Annotated in this window: 17 protein-coding genes and 1 other RNA gene; 1 reads left to right on the forward strand and 17 read right to left on the reverse strand. The window is 48.2% G+C overall.

The window, feature by feature from the left end; translation table 11 throughout:
* Positions 1-11: 11 nt before the first annotated feature.
* From ACML7B_RS08455 to ACML7B_RS08535, 17 genes are all read right to left on the reverse strand, one after another.
* Entirely contained in the window at positions 12-1,718 is a 1,707-nt protein-coding gene (locus tag ACML7B_RS08455; RefSeq protein ID WP_418540592.1) for an ABC transporter ATP-binding protein, read from the reverse strand.
* Between the two features lie 53 nt (positions 1,719-1,771).
* The gene (locus tag ACML7B_RS08460; RefSeq protein WP_106789887.1) at positions 1,772-2,596 is read right to left on the reverse strand and encodes a hypothetical protein; all 825 of its coding nucleotides are present in this window, start codon (positions 2,594-2,596) and stop codon (positions 1,772-1,774) included.
* The gene (locus ACML7B_RS08465; RefSeq protein WP_418540595.1) at positions 2,589-3,065 is read right to left on the reverse strand and encodes a S24/S26 family peptidase; all 477 of its coding nucleotides are present in this window, start codon (positions 3,063-3,065) and stop codon (positions 2,589-2,591) included. Before ACML7B_RS08465 ends, ACML7B_RS08460 begins: the two co-directional genes overlap by 8 nt.
* Positions 3,062-3,328 (reverse strand): PqqD family protein, encoded by a 267-nt coding sequence (locus ACML7B_RS08470; protein WP_106789885.1) that lies wholly within the window; start codon positions 3,326-3,328, stop codon positions 3,062-3,064. The genes ACML7B_RS08465 and ACML7B_RS08470 overlap by 4 nt, the downstream gene beginning before the upstream one ends.
* A gap of 23 nt (positions 3,329-3,351) precedes the next feature.
* On the reverse strand, positions 3,352-5,970 hold the full coding sequence (locus ACML7B_RS08475; protein WP_418540598.1) for a SpaA isopeptide-forming pilin-related protein: 2,619 nt from the start codon (positions 5,968-5,970) through the stop codon (positions 3,352-3,354).
* Positions 5,971-5,976: 6 nt separating this feature from the next.
* On the reverse strand, positions 5,977-7,404 hold the full coding sequence (locus ACML7B_RS08480) for a DUF4832 domain-containing protein (protein WP_418540600.1): 1,428 nt from the start codon (positions 7,402-7,404) through the stop codon (positions 5,977-5,979).
* Between the two features lie 5 nt (positions 7,405-7,409).
* A complete protein-coding gene (locus ACML7B_RS08485) occupies positions 7,410-8,630 on the reverse strand; it encodes a glycosyltransferase (protein ID WP_418540602.1) in 1,221 nt (406 codons plus the stop codon).
* Positions 8,620-10,119: an exopolysaccharide Pel transporter PelG gene (gene pelG, locus ACML7B_RS08490; RefSeq protein ID WP_418540604.1), complete on the reverse strand. Its 1,500-nt coding sequence runs from the start codon at positions 10,117-10,119 to the stop codon at positions 8,620-8,622. Before pelG ends, ACML7B_RS08485 begins: the two co-directional genes overlap by 11 nt.
* Positions 10,120-10,136: 17 nt before the next feature.
* On the reverse strand, positions 10,137-11,594 hold the full coding sequence (gene pelF / locus ACML7B_RS08495; protein ID WP_106789880.1) for a GT4 family glycosyltransferase PelF: 1,458 nt from the start codon (positions 11,592-11,594) through the stop codon (positions 10,137-10,139).
* Positions 11,595-11,614: 20 nt separating this feature from the next.
* On the reverse strand, positions 11,615-13,432 hold the full coding sequence (locus ACML7B_RS08500) for a DUF2194 domain-containing protein (RefSeq protein WP_418540607.1): 1,818 nt from the start codon (positions 13,430-13,432) through the stop codon (positions 11,615-11,617).
* The gene (locus tag ACML7B_RS08505) at positions 13,425-15,791 is read right to left on the reverse strand and encodes a hypothetical protein (protein WP_418540610.1); all 2,367 of its coding nucleotides are present in this window, start codon (positions 15,789-15,791) and stop codon (positions 13,425-13,427) included. The genes ACML7B_RS08500 and ACML7B_RS08505 overlap by 8 nt, the downstream gene beginning before the upstream one ends.
* 34 nt (positions 15,792-15,825) lie before the next feature.
* On the reverse strand, positions 15,826-16,746 hold the full coding sequence (locus tag ACML7B_RS08510) for a hypothetical protein (protein ID WP_418540611.1): 921 nt from the start codon (positions 16,744-16,746) through the stop codon (positions 15,826-15,828).
* Position 16,747: 1 nt separating this feature from the next.
* Positions 16,748-18,949, reverse strand: coding sequence for an NAD-dependent epimerase/dehydratase family protein (locus tag ACML7B_RS08515; protein ID WP_418540613.1), 2,202 nt, complete (start codon positions 18,947-18,949; stop codon positions 16,748-16,750).
* Complete coding sequence (locus ACML7B_RS08520; protein ID WP_418540615.1) at positions 18,946-20,205, reverse strand: nucleotidyltransferase family protein; 1,260 nt, start codon at positions 20,203-20,205, stop codon at positions 18,946-18,948. Before ACML7B_RS08520 ends, ACML7B_RS08515 begins: the two co-directional genes overlap by 4 nt.
* A gap of 151 nt (positions 20,206-20,356) precedes the next feature.
* Positions 20,357-20,708: a transfer-messenger RNA gene (ssrA, locus tag ACML7B_RS08525) on the reverse strand.
* Complete coding sequence (locus tag ACML7B_RS08530) at positions 20,709-22,118, reverse strand: permease prefix domain 1-containing protein (protein WP_418540617.1); 1,410 nt, start codon at positions 22,116-22,118, stop codon at positions 20,709-20,711. It lies immediately after the preceding tmRNA gene.
* Complete coding sequence (locus ACML7B_RS08535; protein ID WP_106789873.1) at positions 22,111-22,446, reverse strand: PadR family transcriptional regulator; 336 nt, start codon at positions 22,444-22,446, stop codon at positions 22,111-22,113. Before ACML7B_RS08535 ends, ACML7B_RS08530 begins: the two co-directional genes overlap by 8 nt.
* 261 nt (positions 22,447-22,707) lie before the next feature.
* Between ACML7B_RS08535 and ACML7B_RS08540 the strand changes: the two genes are divergently transcribed.
* On the forward strand, positions 22,708-23,934 hold the full coding sequence (locus tag ACML7B_RS08540) for an argininosuccinate synthase (RefSeq protein ID WP_346707833.1): 1,227 nt from the start codon (positions 22,708-22,710) through the stop codon (positions 23,932-23,934).
* Positions 23,935-24,040: the final 106 nt, after the last annotated feature.

Raw genomic sequence — 24,040 nt, forward strand, 5'->3', positions numbered from 1 at the left:
ACTCCTTTGCACTAAAACTCCATAATAATCTTCTGAATTCCCTCTTCGTCTAATCTGTTAACATTCTGCTTATCAATCCGATATACCCGGCTGCACATATTCAGCACACTGGGGCGATGAGTAGTTACAATACAGGTTTTTCCACTGGCTGACTCTGTGATATTGCGCAACAGTTTTCGCTCCGTAGCCACATCCAAAGCGGAAGTCGCCTCATCCAGGAGAAGCACCGGTGCATCGCATAGGAGGGCACGCGCAATGGAAAGCCTTTGAAGCTGTCCCTCTGACAGGCCGCCGCCCCGCTCTTTTAGATAAGTATCCAGTCCTTCCGTCTGGTTCCTTACAAAGTCATCTGCACACACAATCTCCAATACTCTCCACAACTCCTCCTCGGAAGCTTCTGAATTCAGCAACTTCAAATTCTCCCGAATTGTACCGGACATCATTGTATTCCCCTGAGGTACATAGGCAAAAAGCCTTCTGGTAGCAGATGTGACTCGAAGCTTCCTTTCACCGCTTTGTGCCCACACCGCGCCTTCCCGCGCGGAAACCAGCCCCAGCAGGATCCGCAACATGGTAGTCTTCCCTTCGCCGGAAGGACCGACCAGCGCGACAATCTCTCCCGGATCCACATGAAAGGAAGCATCTGTCAGCACGTCCTCTCCCTTCTGATATCCAAAAGAAATCTTCTCAATCGCCACAGTTACGCCGCCCTGCTTCCTGGCGTAACAGATGAATTCCTCCGTTTCTTCTGTGTCCTCCTGCTGTTCTGCGGGAAGCTCAGTAACAGCCATGATCCGGCCTGCCGATGTAGCCGCTGTAATTGCGGTGGGCACCATATATACCAGAGAAGAAAATGAGCTGGAAAGATTTCCTGCCTGCTGTAAAAATAAAGTCATTGTTCCATAAGTTATGGCTCCGGACCAAAGACGGTATACTCCCCACCCAAAACAAACACCTGTCACTCCCATGCCAACTATAGACATAAATGAAGACGTCAGGATAGAAAAACGGTTATATTCAAGATTAACCGTCTTGTACGTCTCCTGCTGTTTTTCAAACAACTGGTCATACTTTTTCATCAACCCAAATGATTTAATATACTGGATATTCTGCAGGGCCTCTTCGTTAAAAGACATCAACTGAGAATTAACCTGAAGCATCTTCTTGTTATATGTGCGCATTTTCCTCATCAGCATCTGTGACATTGCCAGAGTAACAGGTGCGCTTAACAAGGCAAGAACAGCCATAGTCGGATCATAGTATACGATCAGCGCGAGCGTTGCCAGAAATTGGACCAGGCTGGTGATAAAACTTGGGATCCACCCAAGCACATTTGTTGCCACTGTATTGACATCATTATTCACACGGTTCAAAAGATCACCGGAATGATATTCTGACAAAGCTTCCCAGTCAGCCAGCAGAATTTTGCCAAACACATCCGCCCGGATTTCCTGAGTAACCATCACACGGATCTTGGCGGAAATTCTGTCTGACCAGGCAGTTACACCAACACTGAACAGATTCATTGCCGCAAAACCGACCGCCGCAGGAAGCAGACTTCCACTGTCATACCCGGTCACCGCATCGATAATATACTTTGAGACAACTCCGATTCCCAGTCCCATTCCTGTATTGAATGTCCCAAGCGCGATATACCACAGGATCTGCCATTTATAATGAAAGCTGTATCTAAGGATCCATTTTACCTCATCCAGCATTTCATACAGGACTCCCTCCTGTATCCTTTTTTGGATGTGAAGTATGTATCTTCTCACTTTTCCTGCGCTCCCCATATTCTATCACATGTAACTTCAACTGCTTCTGCATCTGGCCGGCAGGACAAAAGATATACGGGAACGTCACGCATAATCCTGCTGAAGGATTCCATAACCGCCCCTGTACATTCTGCATCCCAGGAAGTATAAAACAAATGGGGCGAAACCCGCGACAACGCTTCCACGCCTTCTAATCGCCGTATCGCATTACTCTTTGCCTGCTCCAGTACCACCACCGCTTTAAGTGGCGCCTGCTTATTCAACGCATATGACGAAGATCCCCGCCAGGGAGATCCCCATGCCAGACAAGGATTTTTCCTGGCATCAATGAACATTTTATCACCATTAAGAATCTCCGCTTTTTTATATTTTGCCCACAACTCTGCCTGGGTAGTCTTCCCTGTTCCAGAAGCGGCTGTAAAAATCACTGCTTCTTGGTTCCACATTACTGCGGAAGCATGCATAAGAATGCTTCCGCGAAGCGACAGGTAGGAATAAAATCCTGTCAGGAACAATTCCATCACCCCTTCTTCACTGATTTCACAGCTTTCAATCTCCATCTTCTCCCAGGTACGCCCTGCTGTCATACGAATCTGAGGATAACGCTGGCTGGACATCAAATACGGGGAATCTTCTGTAACTTTACAATATTCAATGCCATAACAACGCCGGGAAAATTTTTTCTTTTCATACAATTCAAAAATAATCTGAGGCGCAGGATCTCCCTCCGCCTCAAAACCGTCAAATAAAGAAATCGGATGATCTTCTTCCCGGCGCACTAAAACGTCAATATCCGCAATGCGATAATGATTTTCAAACATCTGCTTTCTTCCTCTTTCTCCAGGATTTAATCTTACTAACTGTTCGAAAAATACATCCTCTGATCGGGCGAATAAACTGCCAGATCAAAATATAAAGTCTGTAGATTAGATTTTTCCGGGAAAAGTAGTGGCCCTTTCTCACCATTGCCGCTACCACAGCGCAAACCTGTCCTTTTTCAATCGTTTCTTCCCACGTCTGGGCATCGCCATTAATTCTATAGACACCTTTCCCGTTACGGCCTACAACACGATGAAGCACATATTCCCCGCTTTTTCTTTGGAAAAAAACAATATCTCCCACTTCCGGTTTACATTGCTTTGGCGACACCAAGATCACCTGATCCCTCGCCCCTCGCAGCAACGGTTCCATACTCGTTCCCGTTACCGTCAGTTCCAGGCCCCGGCCTTGCGCAAACTCCTGCTCCATCATTTCCTGGAGCGTTATCCCGTCTACTGTCCTCTCGCTCATTTGTCTAAAATATCACTTTCCTGCAGAGAAGAAATAAACTCCTTCACGCTCTGGCCTACTTCTTCCCGATCACTCTCATAACTGGCCATAAGGATATCCACAACTTCCTCTTCCGTGTGATCCTCCTGCAGGATCTTCCAAATATCCGCGCCCGTCTCATTCAAAGCGATCAGACCATGTACTTTCTCTGCCATGCTGCCGATAGGGACCGCCATCCACTGATCAGCCACCTGACGCAATACGAATCCTTCTTTTATCTTCATAACAATCCTCTCTCCAATACCGCTTAGAGCCTGGGACTGATCAGCTTCAGATCAATCCTCTGCTCATCAAAGGTCAACGAAATATAGTACGCTGCTTCGTTCTTGATATAACCCTGAGGCACGCTCAGTTCTTTCACTACATAATCACCGCACGGAATATCCCGGAAGGAGAATGTACCGTTCCAGTCGGTAACAGATACAAGAGCCGCCTTCTCCCTGGAGGAAAGATCCGCTCCCATGGGGAAGAGTCCGATCTCCGCCATGGAAATAGGATGATTGCCAGGATCTGTCTTCACTCCCTGGATCGTTCCCCGGATCATCTCACTGGTGATCGGTCTGCCTTCATTCACATACAGGTCTGCCGCTTCGCCTTCCTGATAAGCAAACCGCAGCGGATAGCGAATACCGGAACACCGGTAATGACTATTGGACCGGATCTCTTTTACATAATAATCGCCATATGGAAGTTCTGTATGAAAACAGATCTTTCCATCTTCATCACAGTACTGGATATCCAGCAAGCCGTCCCGGGGGATCACTGACCCGTCTGCCATCGGCAGGTCCTCTGCCGCGAAAAGGCCAAACGCAAAATCTTTGATCTCTCCCTGTCCGCCGATATGGAAGATATTGTCCTCTCCCAGCGCTTTCTCCAGATGAATGGATATTTTCTGCCGCTCGCCCTCAAAAGCTGCTTCTGTTCGGGTATAGAGCTCGCCATTATCATCATACACAAGTTCCGCTTCCTGGATCTGCGGATTACGCAGCAATCCGTGGGCAGGTTCTTTCTCTTCAATCTGATATCTTCCCAGGTAGAGATCCGGGCTGACCGCATTTCCTTCAGAATCCGTGGTAAGTGTGCAGACTACAGTGTCCTTCGGTGTCCGCAGCGTACCGTCCGGGGTAATGATGTCTTCCTGCGCGGTAATCTCATATATGGCTCCTTCTACATTTCCTTCTTCAAAATAAGGTCTGTAGATGCAGGGACCGCCGACCTGATATCCGTTTCCATTCTCCATCGTGTTTTCTTTCACCTGCACTCTGGGAACCACCGGTCCTTTTTTATGAAGAAAGATTCTTCCCTTCTGGGCTATATTTTCTGTCTCTACCGAGACAAGCAGGAAACCATTCTCTGTAACAGTCCGCTCCCTCGACACTACGAAAGGTATGGTGATTCCATTTTTCACATAACCTTCCGGCGCCTTCTGCTCGCTCAGGTTATATGTCCCATGTATCAGACGGGACGGTGTGATAAAATATCCCTTGTCACTGGTAACAAAAGTTTCCAGATACTGAGGCTGCGGATACGTCACGTTCATGATCACAGGACGGGCTTCGCTGTCTGTGATCCGATAAGCTCCTCCTGCCACTGGGATCACTTTGCCCGTCTCCCCGTCTTTTCTTGTCACTTTTACATAAAAGCTCTCCGGAGCGCTGAGCAGGGCCATTGTATGCGTCTTTCCGACACGGTCCAGCGTAACCTCGAAGTCCTCCAGCCGTTCTGTCCCACTCTGACCCTTGGTCTGGTGCACCACATAAACTCCCTGGGACAATGCTTTAGACTTAGCATAGCCATTGCTGTCGCAGATCAGCTCATCACGCTCATTGGCCTTAGCCGCCTCATAACTGCCGGCTTCTTTGAGATAGATCTGGAACTCCGCCCCTTCTTCCGGCACTCCAAGGCCTGTCGTTCCCCCGTCCATCCGCTTTACAATAGCGATATATTCTTTGTCCTGGGTAGATACCACATCATATTCCGGTAATGCCGCTTTTGTCTCTGTCTCCAGATTTTTCTTCTTTCCAAGTCTCATTTCCAACATCCTTATCTTTAGTGAATATTTAAACCATGTAAGATAACGCCCTTCCTCCTGATAGCAGGAGGCGATCTTCTGATACAGCCTGTACCTTGCCTCGGGATTCTTCCGATAGACATCCCGATGTTTGCTGTACAGCTGCAGGTATCCTACCACATCCACCAACTTATGGCTTTTGCGCAGCAGCCCTTTCTCTACGTAACTGCACACCAGATTCTGGTCAATGGCCGCGATCCGATGCTTTTTCGCCAGTCTGATCCACATATCGTAATCGTCCTGCTTATGGATATGTGTATCAAAGCCAAAGGCTCCTTCGAACGCCGTCCTTCGGAAGATCACCTGAGATACAGAGTGGATCATCTCATGGGAGAGAGGGTCCCTCTGGCCCGCCCACACTGCCGGAAGTTCCGGCGCTGTCCGGTATCCAATAGACAGGGCATCTTCCTCCTGCATCCAACTGTGGCAGAACACAAGACCTACTTCCGGCTTCTCCTCCAGCACTTCTACCTGACTGGCCGCGCACTCCTGATTCCAGGCATCCTTGGCCATCAGGAACGCCAGATATGTACCGTTTGCCTGTTCCGCCCCCTGGTTTTTGGCTGCGGCGAACTCTCCTTTCCTGCAGGGACAGGAGATCACTGGAATATCCGGATACTGTTCCATATCTTCTCTTAACCCCTGACTGTACAGACTGTCCGGCTTATTGGCGTCCACAACGATTACTTCATAATTCTTATAACTCTGTTCAAGCACACTCTGTATAGCGCGCCTCAGGACAAGAGAAGAATTCTCATATGAAATTATAATGATACTTAACAGCGGCTCCTGCAACTTTGATCAATCTCCTTTCCTGATCCTGCCCAGACAATAGCTCCCATCCTCTGCTACCGGATTCTCGCTGGCAAACAGAACCGGCTCCTGGTCCTTTTCTCCTGTAACCTTCAGCCAAACTTCATATTCTTTTCCATCTTGAAGATCTGCCCTGACCGTGAAGGCAGTCGTCTCTCCCGGTCTCCATTCCCGTACATCTGTATCGACTGTCAGGCTCTTTTCTCCCTCGCCTGCTGGTTCCCTTAAGATAACTTCTACTCTGCAGGGCGTATAACGCGGCGCGTAACCTACATTTTCAATGGAGATCTCAAGATTTTGATCTTCCCACTTCCATCCTGATTGCGTCGCCGACACTTCACGGATCACAAACCGATAGCCGAGATGCCTCTCTATCCAGTCATAGCCAGATAAACCTTCATACACAGATCCTTCCTCCTGGCAGCGGCTCTCTTTCCACTTCTCCAGCACTTCCGTGTCATGGGCATTATTTAGATATGAAATATGCATAGTCTCGAATGTCTCATGGGCGTTATCTGTATCATTGAGCGGATTGCTCAGGACAACCTCTCCTCCATTTGGCACATACAGATTTAACGTTTTCTGAAACAGAAGTTCATCCTCCCGGATCCACCGGTCCTGAATTGACGCGGCCGATTCTTTCGGAATGTCTCCGTATGTCCCGCAATCCAATTCATTGCCCAGGATACCGTCATTGAACAATGACAGCCTGGCGGCAAGATTGTCATCCTTCCATGCCTCTTCCTCTGACAGCGGCTCCATACTCTGCGCGGCTGTCCGCCAGTATGCAGGGGTCCGCACCGCCAGATACACAGAATCAGGCATCACCTCATCCATCTTTCGGATCAGCGCCAGATAACTGTCCTGCGCAAGATACCTGGAACTGTGCATTTCCGCCCAGCTCCCAACCAATACCCCCTGGACAATATAGACCTGATCCTCATACTCTGTCACGATCTCGCCCAGCTGCTCCATGTGACGCAGCGCCACGTTCAGAGAAGCCGGGTCATTCTCCGCTCCCTTTCCCTCCCAGTCATAGAGGAAACGCACGATCAGGCTGACCCTTTTTTCTCTCTCCCGATAAGCCTGAAAGACCTTTCGAATCTGTTCCACCCCCTGAGGACTTATCTCCCGGTCCCGGTAGAAACCAATATGGATCTGGAGAAGCTCCAGGGTCTCCTCTTTGTGTTCACTGCGGATGCTGTCGTAGATCCACGCTTCTTCCTGCGCGTCATCACGGATGATAACACCCCTCATATTATAGAATCCCCGTTCGCTATTTGCAAGAAATTTGTTAATCTCCCTGCTGCTCTCTGCTTCCCATTCCACGCTCCACCGGAGCCGGACGGCAGCCGTTATTCCCATGACTATCACAACCCCCAGTAAAACTGCTGCACAAAGCGCCTTCTTCTTCATTCTCGTTACTCCCCGGCCAGACGCAGAAAATCCGCCAGCGCTTTCTCATAAGAAAGTTCTCTCTGATAAGCCGCTTTTCCGTATTTTTCACACTCCGCAGGCTTGTCCATAAGACGTTCGATCTCATCTGCCAGCCTCTTCGGATCCAACGGCACGATCACACCATCTTCTCCGGAATGGATCTGTTCCTCTGTACCTGTGCAGGCAGATGCCACCACCGGTTTCCCAAGGGCCATTGCCTCCTCGATCACCAGACTTTTCCCCTCAAACCGGGAAGTACACACATAAATATCGGCCTGTTTAAAATATGGATAAGGATTATCCACAGCGCCCATAAGCCAGAAGAACTCCTGAAGCCCCTCCTCTTTAACCTGCCGGAGAAGATTCTTCTTTTCCTCGCCTTCCCCCAGGATATACCAGCGGAACTTTCGCCCTCTCTCTCTTAATATAGCGGCTGTCCGCACCGCGATATCATATCCTTTCTGATAATAGAGCCTTCCCACACTCAACAGGCGCATGCCGTCATACTCATCGGCGAATCCTCCCGGTTCCAGCGCCCTGGCCCGGATATGTTCCCGGTTGATAATATTAAAAAACAATTCTACTTTATCTGCGTAATCGGGGTACACCTTCAAAAACTGCTCCTTCACATCTCCTGAAACCGCGTAGATCCGGTCCATCCTTTCATAACAGCCCTGATCCAACTCTCTGGAATATCCTGCTTTTCCATAATCAATATGAAGAAACGCCGCTTTCTTTACCGCTTTTACCTTCTCCGCCACATACCAGGTGGCCGGTCCTTCCAGATAAGCCACCGCCAGATCATATTCTCCCGGCAGTCCGGCCATTCCATCTGCCAGCGCTCTGCGCAGGATCTTCTCCCTTCCCTGGCCTCTGTCTTTCGCTTCATTCTCAGTCTTCCGGGACGCCGCAAGACGGCCAAGGGCCTTCTTCAGACTTTTCTCTCTAAGCAGCGCCTTTCCAAGACGGGCGCCAATATAAATCTTTCCACCTGTCGAAAGCACAGAACGGCTGTCCGTATGCCGGTTCAGGATATGTACATACCCGGGCACTTCCGCGAAAAGCTCTCCACGCGGGATCAACACATACAGACTGATCCGGTACTGTTTTGGATCCAGCAGACGCATAAGCTCGATCAGCGCCCTCTCCGCTCCTGCCCTTCCCATGGTATTCATTACGAATAGAATACTTTTTCTACTGCTCATAGCCTCTCTCTTTCTGCGCCTGCCGCGCCTGCTGTTCCCGCTTAAGCTGCCTTAGGTCATATACCTTCGCATCAGGCATAGGTTCGTTCACTTTCTCCAGTATTGTTCCCCTGCAGAAGATATGTTCATCCAGTTTCCGTTCCAGCCAGCGCATCCGCATATAAGCAAAACTCCATGCCGCGATACTTCCCACAAACACTCCGATACCATACCAGGCATCCGGGAATTCTTTCGCGAAAATACTCACTACTCCTGTGATCACCACAAAGATCAGGCTGGTCAGCATGCTTCCTGTCAGATCGTTGAAATACTGAAGAAACAGAATGATCGTATACAGAAGAAACAGTACAAAATAACCTGCCGCCAGACAAGGGTAGATATTCATTACAAGTCCTGTCATTCCCAGTCTTGGAAGAAAGATAATCCCCAGAAGGAAAACCACCACAGAGATGATATACTGCAGCTGTGTCACACGCATCAACTGTTCGCCCATCAGACGGAACATCCGCTTTTTCGCCTTTATAACATCCTTCAGCCTTCCGCCAAGCACTGCCTCTGTATACTCCTGGTACCGCTTATGGAAATTCATCTCCACATAGGCGATAAAGATAATACTGGCAGACAGGTTTGTAAACATGGCAATGCAGCTCGCCATATCATAAGGCTGGTTGCACACATACGTGTCTGCCAGGACCATACGCATATCTTCTTTGGTCCAGAACACAAAATTATGGATAAACAATCCCAGAATATACAGGAAATTTGTAAAGATCAGTTTCCAATAGATCCGGAAATAAGACAGCACCTCCCGATAATGATGGCTGTTCCTGTGAAAATACGTCTTCGCGTATCCAAATTCCAGACAGGCAATCAGGAAAAACCCAATGGTCATGGAAAGAAGCATACTGTAAGTGATCGACATCCCGATCAGAAAACGGAAGATCAGAGACAACAGGAAACAAACCAGCATACCCAGAGTAAAAAACATAGAAATCGTTTTATACGCCTTGACAATGGAGAGATAAAGCATCTGGTAGAAACACAAACTAAGCCCCATGAACCCGCAAAAAGCGGTAAACACCCAATAAAGCGGGATCTCTCCCACAAAATAAGCCCAGATATGGAACGGGATCCCGATCAGAGCCGCAAGGCCAATATTCAGCGCCATCCCCACATAAATGCAGGGCAGGATATCCTGATGCCGCTCTTCAAAGATCCGGTCTCCCACATACTTGGACAGCACAGAGTTAAACGGGGAGGCAGCCAAAAGAGAAAAGATAAAAATATACAGGATCGTACAGGAAAAAAGCTCCCGGTCATAATATCGCACGCTGTTAAATTCAAGGAAAATATACATCAGCAACATCGTTCCGATCACCACCAGCATAGGCGTGACCGTAGTAAGCATACTGTATCCCGATCCGTACAGAGTGTGAACCAGCGTATGTCTTTTAAAAATCCGGTTCAGTTTAATTCCAATTCCGGCCATTACTCTTCTCCTCTCCGCTACCTTACTGTAAATGGCGTCTCAGGCCATGGCACGTCATTCTCCGCCGCCATCTCCTGATAGATTCTCTCATAAGTATGTCTCATATATTCGATGCGGTATTTCCTGCAGACACGCTGATAACCAATCTCACCCATCTGTCTGCGCTCTTCCGGATTTTCAGCCAGCTCCAGGATCGCATCGGATATTTTCCCGATATTCATGATCGGAAGCACGATACCCGCCGCGCCCAGATCATCGTCTTCTCCATAGATCAGACCCGCGCAGTTTCCCACATTTGTAGCGATCACCGGTTTTCTGGCCGCGAATCCCTCCAGGATCGTCAGCGGCTGCCCCTCACTGATACTGGTAAGGATCAGCATATCCATCTTCCCGATATACTCCCGGGTAACGATCCGGTCTGTGAAGACCACATCCTTGACCTGAAGATTCTCTACAAGATCAAAACACTCCTGCGCATATTCTTCATCCTCATCCCAGGGCCCCATGATCCAAAGTTTCAGTCTGTCGTCTCGTTTCTTCGCGTAATAGAACGCGTTGATCATAGTCTTCACATCTTTGATCGGCGTCACCCGCAGGATCGCCCCGATATGGATCATCGGATCTTGCGGATCTTTTCCCGGGATCTCCGCGTAATCCTCCACCGGAATCCCGTTAGGCGTGATCCGCGTCTTATCCTCCGGACAGCCCAGCTCCAGCTGCAGAGATCTGGCATCTCCAAACAGCGAAGTAACCATGTCCGCATGCTGATATGCGCACAGAGACAATTTCCGAAACTGTTCAATCCAGAAATCCTTGTACACTCCCTGTACCCATCTCGCCTTAATGATCTCCTCTTCCCGCTCTCTGGTATAGATACCGTGTTCTGACACAAGCAGCCGGCAGCCAAACAGCTCTTTGGCCATACTCCCCACGATACCGGAATATCCAGTGGCTACACAGTGATAAAGATCCGCTCTAGGCGGCCGAAACTGCAGCGTAAAACCAAGCGGGAGATAAATAGACCGCAGCGTCCACAGAAAATCAGAAAACACAATATTAGTATAGCGAAGCTGATAGACCTCTTTGGCAATCTCCAGAAAATCTTTTCCCATCAGCAATTCATCTATCGACATCTTCTTCTCCTGGAACATTCGGAAGATCACGCTCCAGTTGACCTTCTCACCGATCACCAGCGCCCGCAGCGCCTCATATTCATCCGCATTCAGACGTACCTTTGATTTTCGGTTTTTCTTCCCGCCGTACAGCCACTGCTTATCGTTCAGATAGATTTCTCTCACCTGCGTCAGGTTCTCCGGCAGTTCATAGGCAAACTTCCCGCTGATGCTCCTGTCCGCCACAATCGCCGCTACGGTAAACTCAATATTGGGAAACTGTTGGATCAGGCTGTGTACCCAGCTTGACACCCCGCCGACCACATAGGGATAACATCCCTCGGCCACAATGCATACTTTCATAAACAGTCTCCTTTCCCTGATCAATCTTCAATGTAATAGTCCGCGTGATTGATCTGCTCCAGCTTGATCTGTACAGAATCTTTCTCCGCAGTGATCATATACCAGCCAGTCTCAATCTCTTCATAAGTTCCGCCTGTGATCTCCAGGATCTCTTCCCCGTGAAGCCGCAGGACAAAATAACTGTCTCCATCCATGGAATTCACTTTGAGTTGAACGGTATCATCTTTTCGTTCCATCTCATAATCCAGCGCCAGATAATTTCTTACTCTTCTGTCTGCCTCTGTAGCCGTAGTCTTCTCAAAACATTCAAATGGAGTTCGGTACGGCCGATAATTTTTGGACCAGTCATCGCTGATAATACTCCAGTCATCATCATGAGAACTGGGATAAATCACCTTGGAAGTATCCAGGGATGTCCCATAATAACCATATGCCGTCTGGAGGCATCGGGACCGAAAATCATCCTCATTTTCCATATATTGACTGTCCATATAAACAGGCAATTCCAAAACTTCCCCATTCAAATATGTGAAAAAGTCCTCCTCGTCCTGCTCATTATAATCGGTCAGCACTGTATGAACATTGGAGAGTAATTTGCCCTCTCCCACCAACTCCTCATATTCTTCTCTCTCCAACCCGCCTGCCTGAAAAGTACGGATCTCATAATTGGGAAGTTCCTGTTTATATAATTCCAAGTCCTCCCTGATCTTTTCCTCTAATGGAACATCCGATTCCTGATACCCGGACAATCCCATCTCCCCCGATGCTTTTGTTACCTGACGGTAATAGAATTCCAGAAGGTCTTCATCCAACTCTCCCTTCTCTCCGTAATCAAGTCTTGGAGCGCTGGTAACTGTCATAACATCATCCGTATCATAATAGATTGCCGTGATAGACGGCCAGAGAATATCCCGGAACACAATAGAAGAATCCTGCCCGTATTCCTCTCCCATGACCTCCGGGTTCTCGTCAGACAGAACCGGATAATTCTCCACCACAGACACCTGCGCGTTAACCACCGGATAGAGATAGGCCTCATCGGAATCTGCCGCAAAACCTGTCAAAAGCCCTGCTCCCATCTGTCCTGTCAGATAGTCTCCGTTGACCACATAAACCTTCCCGGGGCCGGGCGCATACCGCCAGATGATCGCCGGAAGATCTTCATTCTCCACATCCTGGATCCATGCGTCCTCCGACTGAGCCACCGCATAAGCGGTTACAGAATCGTCCAATCTGGCATAGGGCATCTCCTGTTCATAATCTGTATATACCGTCTCGCCGCCGATCACAAGTCCCGCAAACAGCTTGAACCCATCTACTGTGATCTCATCCTCTTCAATCTCCGCTATTCCAAGCGCGCCTCTCAGCCTCCGGTTCTCCAGCGCCGTAAGCTCTGGAAGTCCCGAGATCACCACATGTCTGCCCTGCTCTGACAGATCAGCAAGCGCCTGAACATCTTCTGGCCCAAGATCCGATCCGCTGACGATCAAAAAGCCAGCTCCGGATTGATCTTTTGCCGCCTCATCCAGGTCTTGATAATAACAAAACTGCTTCTTCTGAACATTGCACCAGGATCTCCCTACGTGAAGGCAGTCTTCCTCTTCCTCTCCCACCAGACCTACATTAGCTTCATCTCCGGCCTCAGCATGGAGATTCCGTACCAGCCGTTCATACTGAACCTTCTCTGTCTGGATTTTCGCTTCCGGAACCGCATCCTCCACAGTAATGTTTTCTCCCGAATTGATCAACAGATTCCCAGAGGCGCCGATCAGCTGGAACATCAGCAGCACCACACACATGATCACTGTGATCGCTATGTAATTTGATCTGCTAATCATCTGCCGCACCTCCACTGTTATATCCATAGTCAATCGCGAAATTGTTCAGATAATATTCATTCTGTTCAATACAGTAACAGATAAAGTCTTCATCCTCATAGTAGACTTTCATCTCATTGGGGAAACGCCTCTGGTACTCCTGGGCCCAATAGTACATCCGGGAATTAACTATAATCCTGTTTGTATCTGCATACTGTCCCAGTCCACTCTTTGCCGGCAAGTCCTCGCTCGCCCATTCCTCACTTACAAAAGCATCTACATCATCTGTAAATTCTCCCAGTGCGTAGTTAATACTCCTCTTCTCGATAAAGAAGAACACATATTGGGTAGGAATAAACATCTCATCTCTGCTTTTATAATTCTCCATACTTTCCAGAAAATCAATCGTCTCATAGTGCCAGGCTTCTGGAGAAATCATGTTCCGTTCCTCATTACAAGACACGATCGTCCATTTTTGATAAGGATATTTCTCCATAATGTCATATACACACAAAGCCGCTCCGTCTCTTTCCAGACTAGAAGCATTAACGATTTTCTCCCTCACCTCTCCGCTGGTTACCATGTTGCCGACAAAAACAGCCGCCAATGCAAGAGAGGCCATCTGCCAGAACCATCTTACCCGCAAAAGTTCGCTGCCTATCACAAGGGCGCCATCTACTGCAAGACTGACGCCAACCATCAGTGAATAGCTAAGATAAATACTGCTCCGATTTTCGTCCAACAAGGAAGGAAGACCTATTCTCCCAGCTGCGCACACCAACGCCAACATACCTATATAGAGAAGATTCATCAAAAGGAACCGGCTGTACTCCCATTCCCGAAATATCCACATAAAGGGAATCAGCCCTGCCGTCGCCACCATACACATGATCCAGATGTCCAGATATTCCTGGGAAGAAAAGATCAGCGACTGCATTAAACTCATAATTCCTTCCTTTGCCGAAACCACAAACTGTTTCGCCCGCTCTGCCAATGACGGTTTCACAATTTTGTCAGGCACAATCTCTTCACCCTGAGACTCTCCCATCAATTCCCCATTATTTGTAACTTCTTCCGCCGGAAGTTCTTCCTCTGTCACCGTGTTTCCAGATTCCACCTCGCCATCCGAATTCTCTTCTTCGGAATTATATATTCCCATAACCTCCAATGCCCAATATAAAGAACCCTCCAGGGGAGTTCCTGTAGCAAACGCAACTCCCATAGGAAATATCGGGATCAGAACAGAAATCAACGCAGCACATATGAGCCTTCGCAGCGTCCGGGGAGGTATCACATATCTGATATAAGCAATGGCCCCCGCAAGGATCAGAAGTCCTGCTATAATCGTATTATAAAAATGCGCAGAAAGCGTAAGACCAAAACTAAGGATCAACAGCCACAGCCAGATCGTAGATTCTCTCCACCTATGTTTCTCGCTGATCTGTGTATAAAGAAGCTTCTCCTTCTTCATCTTTTTGTATTCAGCATTTTCATCCCGGATTGCCCGGAAAAGACCGATCAAAGCGACCCCACACGGAAAGATAAACATCATTCCGAACTCCTGGGGCAGTGAACTGTAAAACCTGGAATACCGCATCCCCATGATATAGCCTCCCACAGCATAAGCTGCGTAAGCAATATAAGGAGTATAACGGAAACGGCACATTTCTTTCAGAAATGCCAGCAGCATGGTAAAAATATAAAATGTCTGCACCGGTCCAAATAAAAGAACAAGCCGTACTGTCGGAATATCAAATACCGCGTGGATGTAATAAAGCAAAGCATGCATGCCAAAAGGATACACCCCGTTACAGAAAAGATTCCCCTTATCCACTTCATTAATCCACAGCATATGGACTACCAGATCTGACGCTCTGGGACCAAAATGATTGGTAATGCTAAAAAACCAGATTATAAAAGCACTGCAGCCGACAAACAGAATAATCTCGAAAAAATTCTTTACAAAAAAGCGGACAAATTTTTTCAATCCTCTTCTTATTTTTCTCCCTGCCCAACGAAAAAATATCCTCCTGCTATACCGGAAACTGTTCTCTCTCTTTAAAAATCTGCGAATATGGATCATTGTTTCCTTGCAGTGATCTTCCCACAATACTTTCCTTGCCCGCACTATCATAATCACCGGAACAGCCAGTGTAAATATGATCAGAACATACCTGTTGGTAACATGAATAAGCCCGAGCAGCAACACAAGCATAATGTAAAAGAAATTACCAGCAATAACAGAAAAAACAAATTTCTGCGTCCACGTTTTCTCTTTCAACACCCGGCGCAGGATAAAATATGGCAGTATAACTACCATAAACGTATAGATAGTAAAAATTTTCGCGATCCACATCGCAGTCACTAAGTTAAAAGACATTCCGCGCCTCCTGTACTTTTTCCTTCTTGTTCTCTTATCCCTGGAACAGCCGTATCAACTCCATGGTCTCCCGGTTTACCACAATACCGGACTTCTTTAACTGTTCCATACACCGCAAAAATGCGTCTCTGTCATTATAAGCAAAATAATATTTCATACAGCCGATATAGGTATCCAGTTGATAATCTCTGTATTTTAAAGCTCTCCGGGACCATTTTTCCGCCACTGAGAACTCCCCGATCTCTACCAGATCCTCAATTAGATGCCGGTATTGCGGCCCTTCCATCATATCCGGATGATAACGGAACAACATATCCGCGATCTCATCTTCCATATATGTATAAGACCGCTTTTCATCCCCGTTCAAAATGTTCTGGCGCAGAACCTCATCAATATAGCTAAGGAGCAGACTGCCCAGCTCAAAATCCTCTGGATCGTCCTTAAACCTGGCATACATATTCTGTACATTTCCCCTGAACTCCGAAAGCACATCCATAATCACCGATGCCGCATAATGAGAAGTCTCCGAATCCGGATTATCAAGAGCAATCGCAATCGACCCCAGAGAATGGCGAATATCCTTTTTCAGCACGTCCAAGAGCATTTTCCTTCGGCGTCTGACATCACTGATCACAAGCACTTCCTGCATTGGACTGATATTGATATCCCGCTCAATGTCGGCGGGTGTATACGTTTTTACCCGCTCTCTGCTGAAGGAAATATCATCCATATCCACATTCCTTTTAGAAAAGAATATATAAAGGAAATGGGACAGCGCCAGGAACAACGGCGCTACCAGGGGGCATACCAACATCACAAAAAAAAGCAGAAAGTATTTTGCTCGATGTCCCCGCTCCTGTTTTCTGTCCCTTACACGGGTCAGACCCCGCAGCAGATACAAAACAGCCACAATCAGATTCAGGATCAAGATCAGAATAAGTAAGGCAAGTCCCATATTACACACTCTCTTTCAAATTACAAACCACGCCCTGAGACGAAAAACGCCGGATCACCACGGTAGCTTCCTGGGGATCAGAATTAGCCAGCAGAATATAAAGATATCCGTCCTCGCCAACGCCTACCCGGTCTGTCTCCCGAAGATTTTTTAATAACAGTTCGTTGTAATGATTCAGTTCTCTTTCATTTTTCTGCAAAACTTCCACAGGGCCTGCGGACTGAAGGCAGATCAACGTAGCCACTCCGTATTCTCTCTTCCGTATCTCCTGTCCTGTCCGAATCTCTGCGGCAAACGCTTCCCTATTCAGAATATTAGTTCCCGGCAGATAGCGCTTATCGCTGATGGCATTGAGATATACATCCGATCTCGCGATCGCATTCTGGGTCATATATCCCACAACTTTCAAAAGATTCATCTGATGAAGAGAAATCTTCTCAAAGGGAAGGCTCCATACCATCAGGATATATTCCAGATCGTCTCCATGCCTGAGCCCATAAGCCATAACCGGCATCTCCTTCTTCAGGCTCTTATTGACATATACTTCATTGCGGGACAGACACTCCAAAAGATCTTCTCTCCCCGAATATTTCAGAGATTTTCCAAGTTGACGGGCAATGTCTGTAGTCGCTACCAGAAGACGGCAGTAATCTGCATTGGACACCTTATAGATTGCAACATCGTCCGTCTCCAGCACCCGGCAGAGCACTTCTGCCGCCTGGTACATAGCCTCTCCCGGATTCAGTTTCTCCAGACTGGCCGTCATATCCTGCAGAACCCCAAGGCTGTCGTCATAAGATACGATATGGTCCTCCAGAATATTCTTCACCTTCAGATTACTGCTGTTAATATCATAAATATCGTCCAACTGCCCGGACAAGAACGCAATTTCCTCATCTTTGTCATCTGTGACAAGTTTGATGCTGTCCCGCAGATGCCCTACTGCCATACCAACGATAAACAACTGGGCCATCCAGATATAAACGTTATAGTCTACCAACACCTCAAACAATGTTGTACCGTAGGTCTCCCGGAAAATGAAGCCAATAATACTGAAAAAAGCAGAGACAATCGCCTGCCGCTTGCCATAGAAAATCGCGAAAAGCAGAACATACAGAAGAAAGACGTCTACTCTCTGGAAATACTCACTGTCCGCCGTCCGGTTATTGAGAAGAAAGACCAGAATAAATACAATCACATTCTCCACAAAAGGAAGCACTGCAAAAAACGTCTTCTCAAACTTGCGGAACATTCTCTGGAACCAGTTTCCTTCCCTCTCTTCCCGTTTCAGGAAGTCATTCCGGTTCTTATCCATATATTCCATCATTTTGCGGACTCTCTCTTCATAATGGAAACGAGTTTCAATTCCAAACTCTTCCATTACTCTCCGCCCGGACATAATATTTTTCTGTGTAAGTCCGATGGTATTATCCTTGATCAGAATGGTTCTTGCCGATGTCTCTTTGATCACCCGGGCAATCTCAATCTCATTTTCTTCTTCTGATGACGTGATCTGATAAGTCCTGTACTGATGTTCTTCCCTGCTTACAATCTCATAGATCGCGTACACCGCATCCGCCACATACACGGAAGAGAATATCTTCTTCTCCGATGCGGAAACTCTTCGATCCTTCAGTGCTTCCAAACAAAGTTTACCGTGAACCTCTGTAATATCTTTCCGCTTCTTAGGAAGCCAGTACAGATGATCCAGCCGGAGCACATATGTATCCATCTCTGTTGTCTCTCCATACCGGATGACCAGATTCTCTCCCTGGGTAACCAGCATTCCCTTGGTGGTGACAGGTGAAGTTTCCTGGTCTTCTGTGATCATATCCGCATAGCTTTCCTCGTAAACTTCATGAGAAGAAATATATACAAATTTGGGAACGCTCAACATCTGTGAAGCCATCAGAAGATTCACCAGACTGGACATATAATACATAGACTCCCGCCGGGTTCTTCCGCTGCTCAGATTGGGATCATACGCTCCTGTAAACAGGACCATGTCCGGCGAAGCGCTGTCTATGATCTCCTTGATACTATCTGTATCATATCGAAAATCGTACTGCTCAAAGACATAGGGGTGGCGCCTGGTCGAATGATCGCTGCCTGTCAGCACGTAGACTTCCCAGCCCTCTTTATTAAATTTTTCAATCAACTGGCTTACAAATATGTTGTAGCCTCCTACGATCAATACTTTCACTGCTTTTTTCTTCCCCTTTTTTCAAACACTTTCATCTGTTTCATTAAGACATTCCTCTGTTTGGCACTTGCGATCACATCCCGCGCCGTCCCACGCCCCATCCTTCGATTATTACGCAAAAAAGTCCATATCGTAATGGCCCATAAAACCGGCCAGGTGATCACCCATTTGTAAAGCTTTGGGTAAGCGGAGCGCATCATCCTATGTACCGTTTTCGCATAAGCCAACAGTATAAAAGGATTACTTTCCATGATCACCACCCGCGATTTCTCACCCTTCCCAAACTCACCGCCCCGGACGATATCCTGATACATCATCCCGCTGCTCTCGTGGCAATGACAAGCACCTTTCATTCTCTCCATCCACGGAACATCCGCAGCAGAAAGTCCAAGATGATCTATGCAAACTCTTGTCACCGTCCACGCAAATCCAGTCAGTCCCGTAGCCTTCAAATACTTCAAAAAGTGTGCTTCCTCCACCTTATGTCCTTTTACCTTCCAGAATACACACCAGTCACAAAGTAACCGCAAACCAAATCCTTCTCGTACAAAATGCTGAAACATATGCAGCAACAATTGAAAAGCATTTTCCGCCGGTGGGAGCACAGGAAGTTCTGTTCCTGCAATCTGATAACGATCCGGCTGATACCTCAGCTGATTATAAATTTTAACCACAGCTTTATCCACACCTGAATCAGCAAGCACATCACAAGGCCGCCAGTGAAGTTCCAACAGTCGAAAAGCTCCACCGAATTCCTTTCGATAACCGCTATGAAATTCTGCCAGCCCTTTCTCTACGTCAAATCCATGAGAACGCAGAACACTATCTGCCTGACAGTATTCTTCAAAACACGGAACATACACATCCACATCCGCCAGCTTACGCATATCCTCCCGCGGATAAAGCGAATTCAACGCTACTCCCTTCAAAAGGTAGCATTGGATCCCCGCCTCCTCCAGGATCGAAAGAACAAGAGTAGAAAAAGATAGCATACAATAATACTGATAAGCAGTATTCTTCTGAACTTCCCGCAAACTTTCTTTTATTTTCTCCGGGATCTTTACCTGAGGATACTTTTCAAGCCCCGCCCAGACAATACTTCCGATCTGATGCCGGCCGCAAAGTTCCCACAGTTTTCCCCACTCGTCTTCCTGCAGGCTGTCAAGCATTCTCTCAACTTTTTCCCGCTCGCTGGTCTCATTTTCAAGGCCAGCCGCAATAAGAACGTCCAGTGTATGTTCAATTCGAGCGCTCATAATTCTCCTTTATACTATAATTTATCATTTTATTATACCGAATTATGAATAAAACCACAAGCTGTCACAACCTTATTTGCATAAAAAGAGCAAATTTCTCACTTTATTCCTTTTTTAATTATAAAAAAGCGCCGTAAAAACGGCGCTTTTCCTATGGACCTGGCGGGAATCGAACCCGCGTCCGAAAGCCCATCCACCAGGGCATCTCCCATCACAGTCATTATTTTGACATTCCCTCCGTCCGTCACCTAATGACAGGTTACGGACTTCAGTAGCTTCATAAGTTCTTCCATCTCCTCAAAGCTTTGGAGGTGAAGTGCTCCGCCTCGTTGAAGCCGGACGCTTAAGCAGCGGATGACCTAAGGCCGACTACTGCCAAAATTAGGCAGCGTACGCTAACTGTCTATCGTCTGCGTTTATATTTAGGTGGAACTTTTAACGTAGTGTCCCGCTACGGATGGCTTCCCCGACTTCCAGACCCCCGTCGAAACCAGTACAAGCCCTTATTCCTGTGCTTTCTTCTGGTCCGCAGACAATCCTTCGTCTGTTCGCTTCTTTATTATATGGAACCCGGTCTCTTTTGTCAAGGAACGCCGCCCGTTTTCTTCTTCCAGCGGAATGTCCTGATACCGGCATATGGATAGCAGAAGGCCAAACATCAGACAGGTCACCAGCATAACGCTTCCGCCGGTGGTGATGAAAGGACAGTACACCTCGCCCGGGAACAGGATCCCAAGATTACGCAACACATACACGCCGATCTGGGCCAGCATGGCCACGCAGCAGCCGGCGCCCATCAGCATACCCAGCCGGTTCTTCTGCCCCAGGGAGATATGGAACAGCCGGCCGATGAGATACAGGATCAGTCCCAGCAGGGCAAGGGCCGCAAGGATGCCAAAATATCCCGTCACATAGGTAAGCACATAATCCACCGCCGGGAACTCCTGAACCTGTCCCTGAAGAGAATCGCTGGTGCCCACAAGCCTGCTGCTGCCCAGCACTTCCCGCAGCACCTCTTTGGGCCAGCTCATCTCTCCCTCCGCCTGTCCAAAGAGAAGGGCGAGACGCAGCTTCTGATACCCATTTCCAAAGATCCCGGTGAACAGTGCCGCAGCAATGGGGATCACTGCCATTCCTGTCCCGATCCCTGCCAGGGCTTTTTTCTTCGACACCTGGAACCAGCCTTTCCCTACGGCGATACCAAGAAGGATCAGATCGATCTCCAGAAGGAGAAGCGCCGTCTCCATACGGGCGCACAGAGCTGTAACAAGAAGCCCCGGCATCATCCACGCAAGACATTTTCCCAGTCCTATCATTCCCTCCTGCCGGTATTGATACAAGATCCCCCCGTAGAGAGGCGCAAACAGAGGCCAGAAAAGATATATGCTCACCGCCACGCCCATGAAGTAAACCCATCCTGCCATGCCGTTCACAGTGACACCAAACACAAACCCACCCAGCAGCAGAAGAACCGCCAACATCAGCGTACAGCCTCTGGCCCTTCTTCCAATCCTGCTGTAATCGATCAGACACACTCCGATCATCAGCGCCAGTCCCAGGCACAGATAGATCAGCTGCCGCAGCGGATCCCCAATGGTAACCATGACGCCGGGAAGCTTTGCGGTAATAACCGTGCGCACTCCCAGACCCAGCAGACTCAGGAAAACAATCAGCACAATGCTCCCCCACGGCACCTGAGGCCGATGGACCAGATCCAGAGCCGCACCCGCCTCCACCGGATCTCCCATCTCCGCTACCGCCGCCGTTTCCGCTTCTTCAGCCGTCATGCCAGCCGCCTGGAACGCGACTTTTTGCTCTTCAATATGACCTTCCATTTCACGCCGCGCGGCGCGGCCCGCCTGCCGGGAGCGGATCTGCTGTTCCATGGTATCCAGGTATTCTTTCCTATCCATAACATACACCTCCCAGAACACCGGCTACCGCCCTGGAGTATTCTTCCCACTCTTCCTTCTTCGTCTTCAGGAACCGTTTCCCTTCCCTGGTAAGGCGATAGTATTTCCGGGTCTTTCCCAGCACCTCCTGCTCATAGGCGTCCACGTACCCTTTGGACTCCATCCCGTGAAGCAGCGGATACAGGGTCCCTGCCTTCAGTTCAAATACATTCCGGGACTTCTCCCGCAGAGTCTCGATCATCTCATATCCATACATGTCTTTCTCTTCCAGAAGCTTCAGGATCAGCATAGAGGTGCTTCCGGAGATCAGGCTTTTATCTACTGGCATAAGTATTCCTCCTTTTCATTATATATCGGAAATCTATATATCGCTTATCTAAATATTATATCGGTTATCTATATATGTCAACCCACTTTTTCTATTTCCTGTTTAAAAAGTCCGTTTTATGCATTTCTTTTGCATATTTTGTATATTTATAAATTTATTTATTTTATCCTTGCATATTTATAAACTTTAGTGTATAGTATTGGTTACGGCAAGAAACCATTTTCAAAAAGAAGAATACATAGATCAGGAGGATTTGACATTATGAAAGAGAAAGTTGTACTGGCCTATTCCGGCGGACTGGACACTACCGCCGTCATCCCGTGGCTGAAGGAAACCTTCGGCTATGACGTGATCTGCTGCTGTGTGAACTGCGGACAGGGCGAAGAACTGGAAGGACTCCAGGAGCGGGCCAAGATGTCCGGCGCTTCCAAGCTGTATATCGAGGACATCGTAGATGATTTCTGCGACAACTATATTGTTCCCTGCGTGCAGGCTCACGCCATCTATGAGAACAAATATCTTCTGGGAACCGCTATGGCCCGTCCGGCCATTGCCAAGAAGCTGGTAGAGATCGCCCGCAAGGAGGGCGCTTCCGCCATCTGCCACGGCGCCACCGGCAAGGGCAACGACCAGATCCGTTTCGAGCTTGGCATCCGCGCCCTGGCTCCGGACCTGAAGATCATCGCCCCCTGGCGGATGACTGACCTGTGGACCATGCAGTCCCGGGAGGACGAGATCGAGTACTGCCACAAGCACGGCATCGATCTTCCCTTCGACGCCAGCCACAGCTACAGCCGTGACCGGAACCTGTGGCACATCAGCCACGAGGGCCTGGAACTGGAGGATCCCTCCAATGAACCTAATTACGAGGATCTTCTGGTCCTTGGCGTAACGCCGGAGAAGGCTCCGGACGCTCCGGAATACGTGACCATGACCTTTGAAAAGGGTGTTCCAAAGAGCATCAACGGGGAAGAGATGAAGGTTTCTGATATCATCCGCAAGCTCAACGAGCTGGGCGGCAAGCACGGCATCGGGATCTGCGACATCGTGGAGAACCGTGTTGTGGGCATGAAGTCCCGCGGCGTCTATGAGACTCCCGGAGGAACCATCCTTTACGAGGCGCACCAACAGCTGGAAGAGCTGGTATTGGACCGCGCCACTTACGAAGTGAAAGAAGAGATGGGCAACAAGCTGTCTCAGGTAGTATACGAAGGAAAATGGTTTACCCCCCTGCGGGAAGCCATCCAGGCCTTCATCGAGAGCACTCAGGAATATGTGACCGGCGAAGTGAAGTTCAAACTTTACAAAGGCAACATCATCAAGGCCGGCACCACTTCACCCTACTCTCTCTACAGCGAGTCCCTGGCGAGCTTCACCACCGGAGATCTGTATGACCATCACGACGCAGACGGATTCATCAACCTCTTTGGCCTGCCGCTGAAAGTACGGGCTATGAAGATGCTGGAAGTAGAGAAAAATAAGAAATAACCTGGACAAGCAAGGACGCCGGAGAATCATCTCCGGCGTCTTTTCACTGCTTTTCTACAATTCTTTGATCACACAACAGCCCTTCTTCTGCTGCTTCACCTCATAC

The sequence above is a fragment of the Massilistercora timonensis genome (assembly GCF_048354975.1).
GTDB classification, from domain to species: Bacteria; Bacillota; Clostridia; order Lachnospirales; family Lachnospiraceae; genus Massilistercora; species Massilistercora timonensis.

What these genes read in the sequence shown, in the direction of transcription:
- ACML7B_RS08455 (WP_418540592.1), bottom strand. Translation starts at nt 1,718, where the DNA reads ATGCTGGATGAGGTAAAATGGATCCTTAGATACAGCTTTCATTATAAA.
- ACML7B_RS08460 (WP_106789887.1), bottom strand. Translation starts at nt 2,596, where the DNA reads ATGTTTGAAAATCATTATCGCATTGCGGATATTGACGTTTTAGTGCGC.
- ACML7B_RS08465 (WP_418540595.1), bottom strand. Translation starts at nt 3,065, where the DNA reads ATGAGCGAGAGGACAGTAGACGGGATAACGCTCCAGGAAATGATGGAG.
- ACML7B_RS08470 (WP_106789885.1), bottom strand. Translation starts at nt 3,328, where the DNA reads ATGAAGATAAAAGAAGGATTCGTATTGCGTCAGGTGGCTGATCAGTGG.
- ACML7B_RS08480 (WP_418540600.1), bottom strand. Translation starts at nt 7,404, where the DNA reads ATGAAGAAGAAGGCGCTTTGTGCAGCAGTTTTACTGGGGGTTGTGATA.
- ACML7B_RS08485 (WP_418540602.1), bottom strand. Translation starts at nt 8,630, where the DNA reads ATGAGCAGTAGAAAAAGTATTCTATTCGTAATGAATACCATGGGAAGG.
- pelG (WP_418540604.1), bottom strand. Translation starts at nt 10,119, where the DNA reads ATGGCCGGAATTGGAATTAAACTGAACCGGATTTTTAAAAGACATACG.
- pelF (WP_106789880.1), bottom strand. Translation starts at nt 11,594, where the DNA reads ATGAAAGTATGCATTGTGGCCGAGGGATGTTATCCCTATGTGGTCGGC.
- ACML7B_RS08500 (WP_418540607.1), bottom strand. Translation starts at nt 13,432, where the DNA reads ATGATTAGCAGATCAAATTACATAGCGATCACAGTGATCATGTGTGTG.
- ACML7B_RS08505 (WP_418540610.1), bottom strand. Translation starts at nt 15,791, where the DNA reads ATGTCTTTTAACTTAGTGACTGCGATGTGGATCGCGAAAATTTTTACT.
- ACML7B_RS08510 (WP_418540611.1), bottom strand. Translation starts at nt 16,746, where the DNA reads ATGGGACTTGCCTTACTTATTCTGATCTTGATCCTGAATCTGATTGTG.
- ACML7B_RS08520 (WP_418540615.1), bottom strand. Translation starts at nt 20,205, where the DNA reads ATGAGCGCTCGAATTGAACATACACTGGACGTTCTTATTGCGGCTGGC.
- ACML7B_RS08530 (WP_418540617.1), bottom strand. Translation starts at nt 22,118, where the DNA reads ATGGATAGGAAAGAATACCTGGATACCATGGAACAGCAGATCCGCTCC.
- ACML7B_RS08535 (WP_106789873.1), bottom strand. Translation starts at nt 22,446, where the DNA reads ATGCCAGTAGATAAAAGCCTGATCTCCGGAAGCACCTCTATGCTGATC.
- ACML7B_RS08540 (WP_346707833.1), top strand. Translation starts at nt 22,708, where the DNA reads ATGAAAGAGAAAGTTGTACTGGCCTATTCCGGCGGACTGGACACTACC.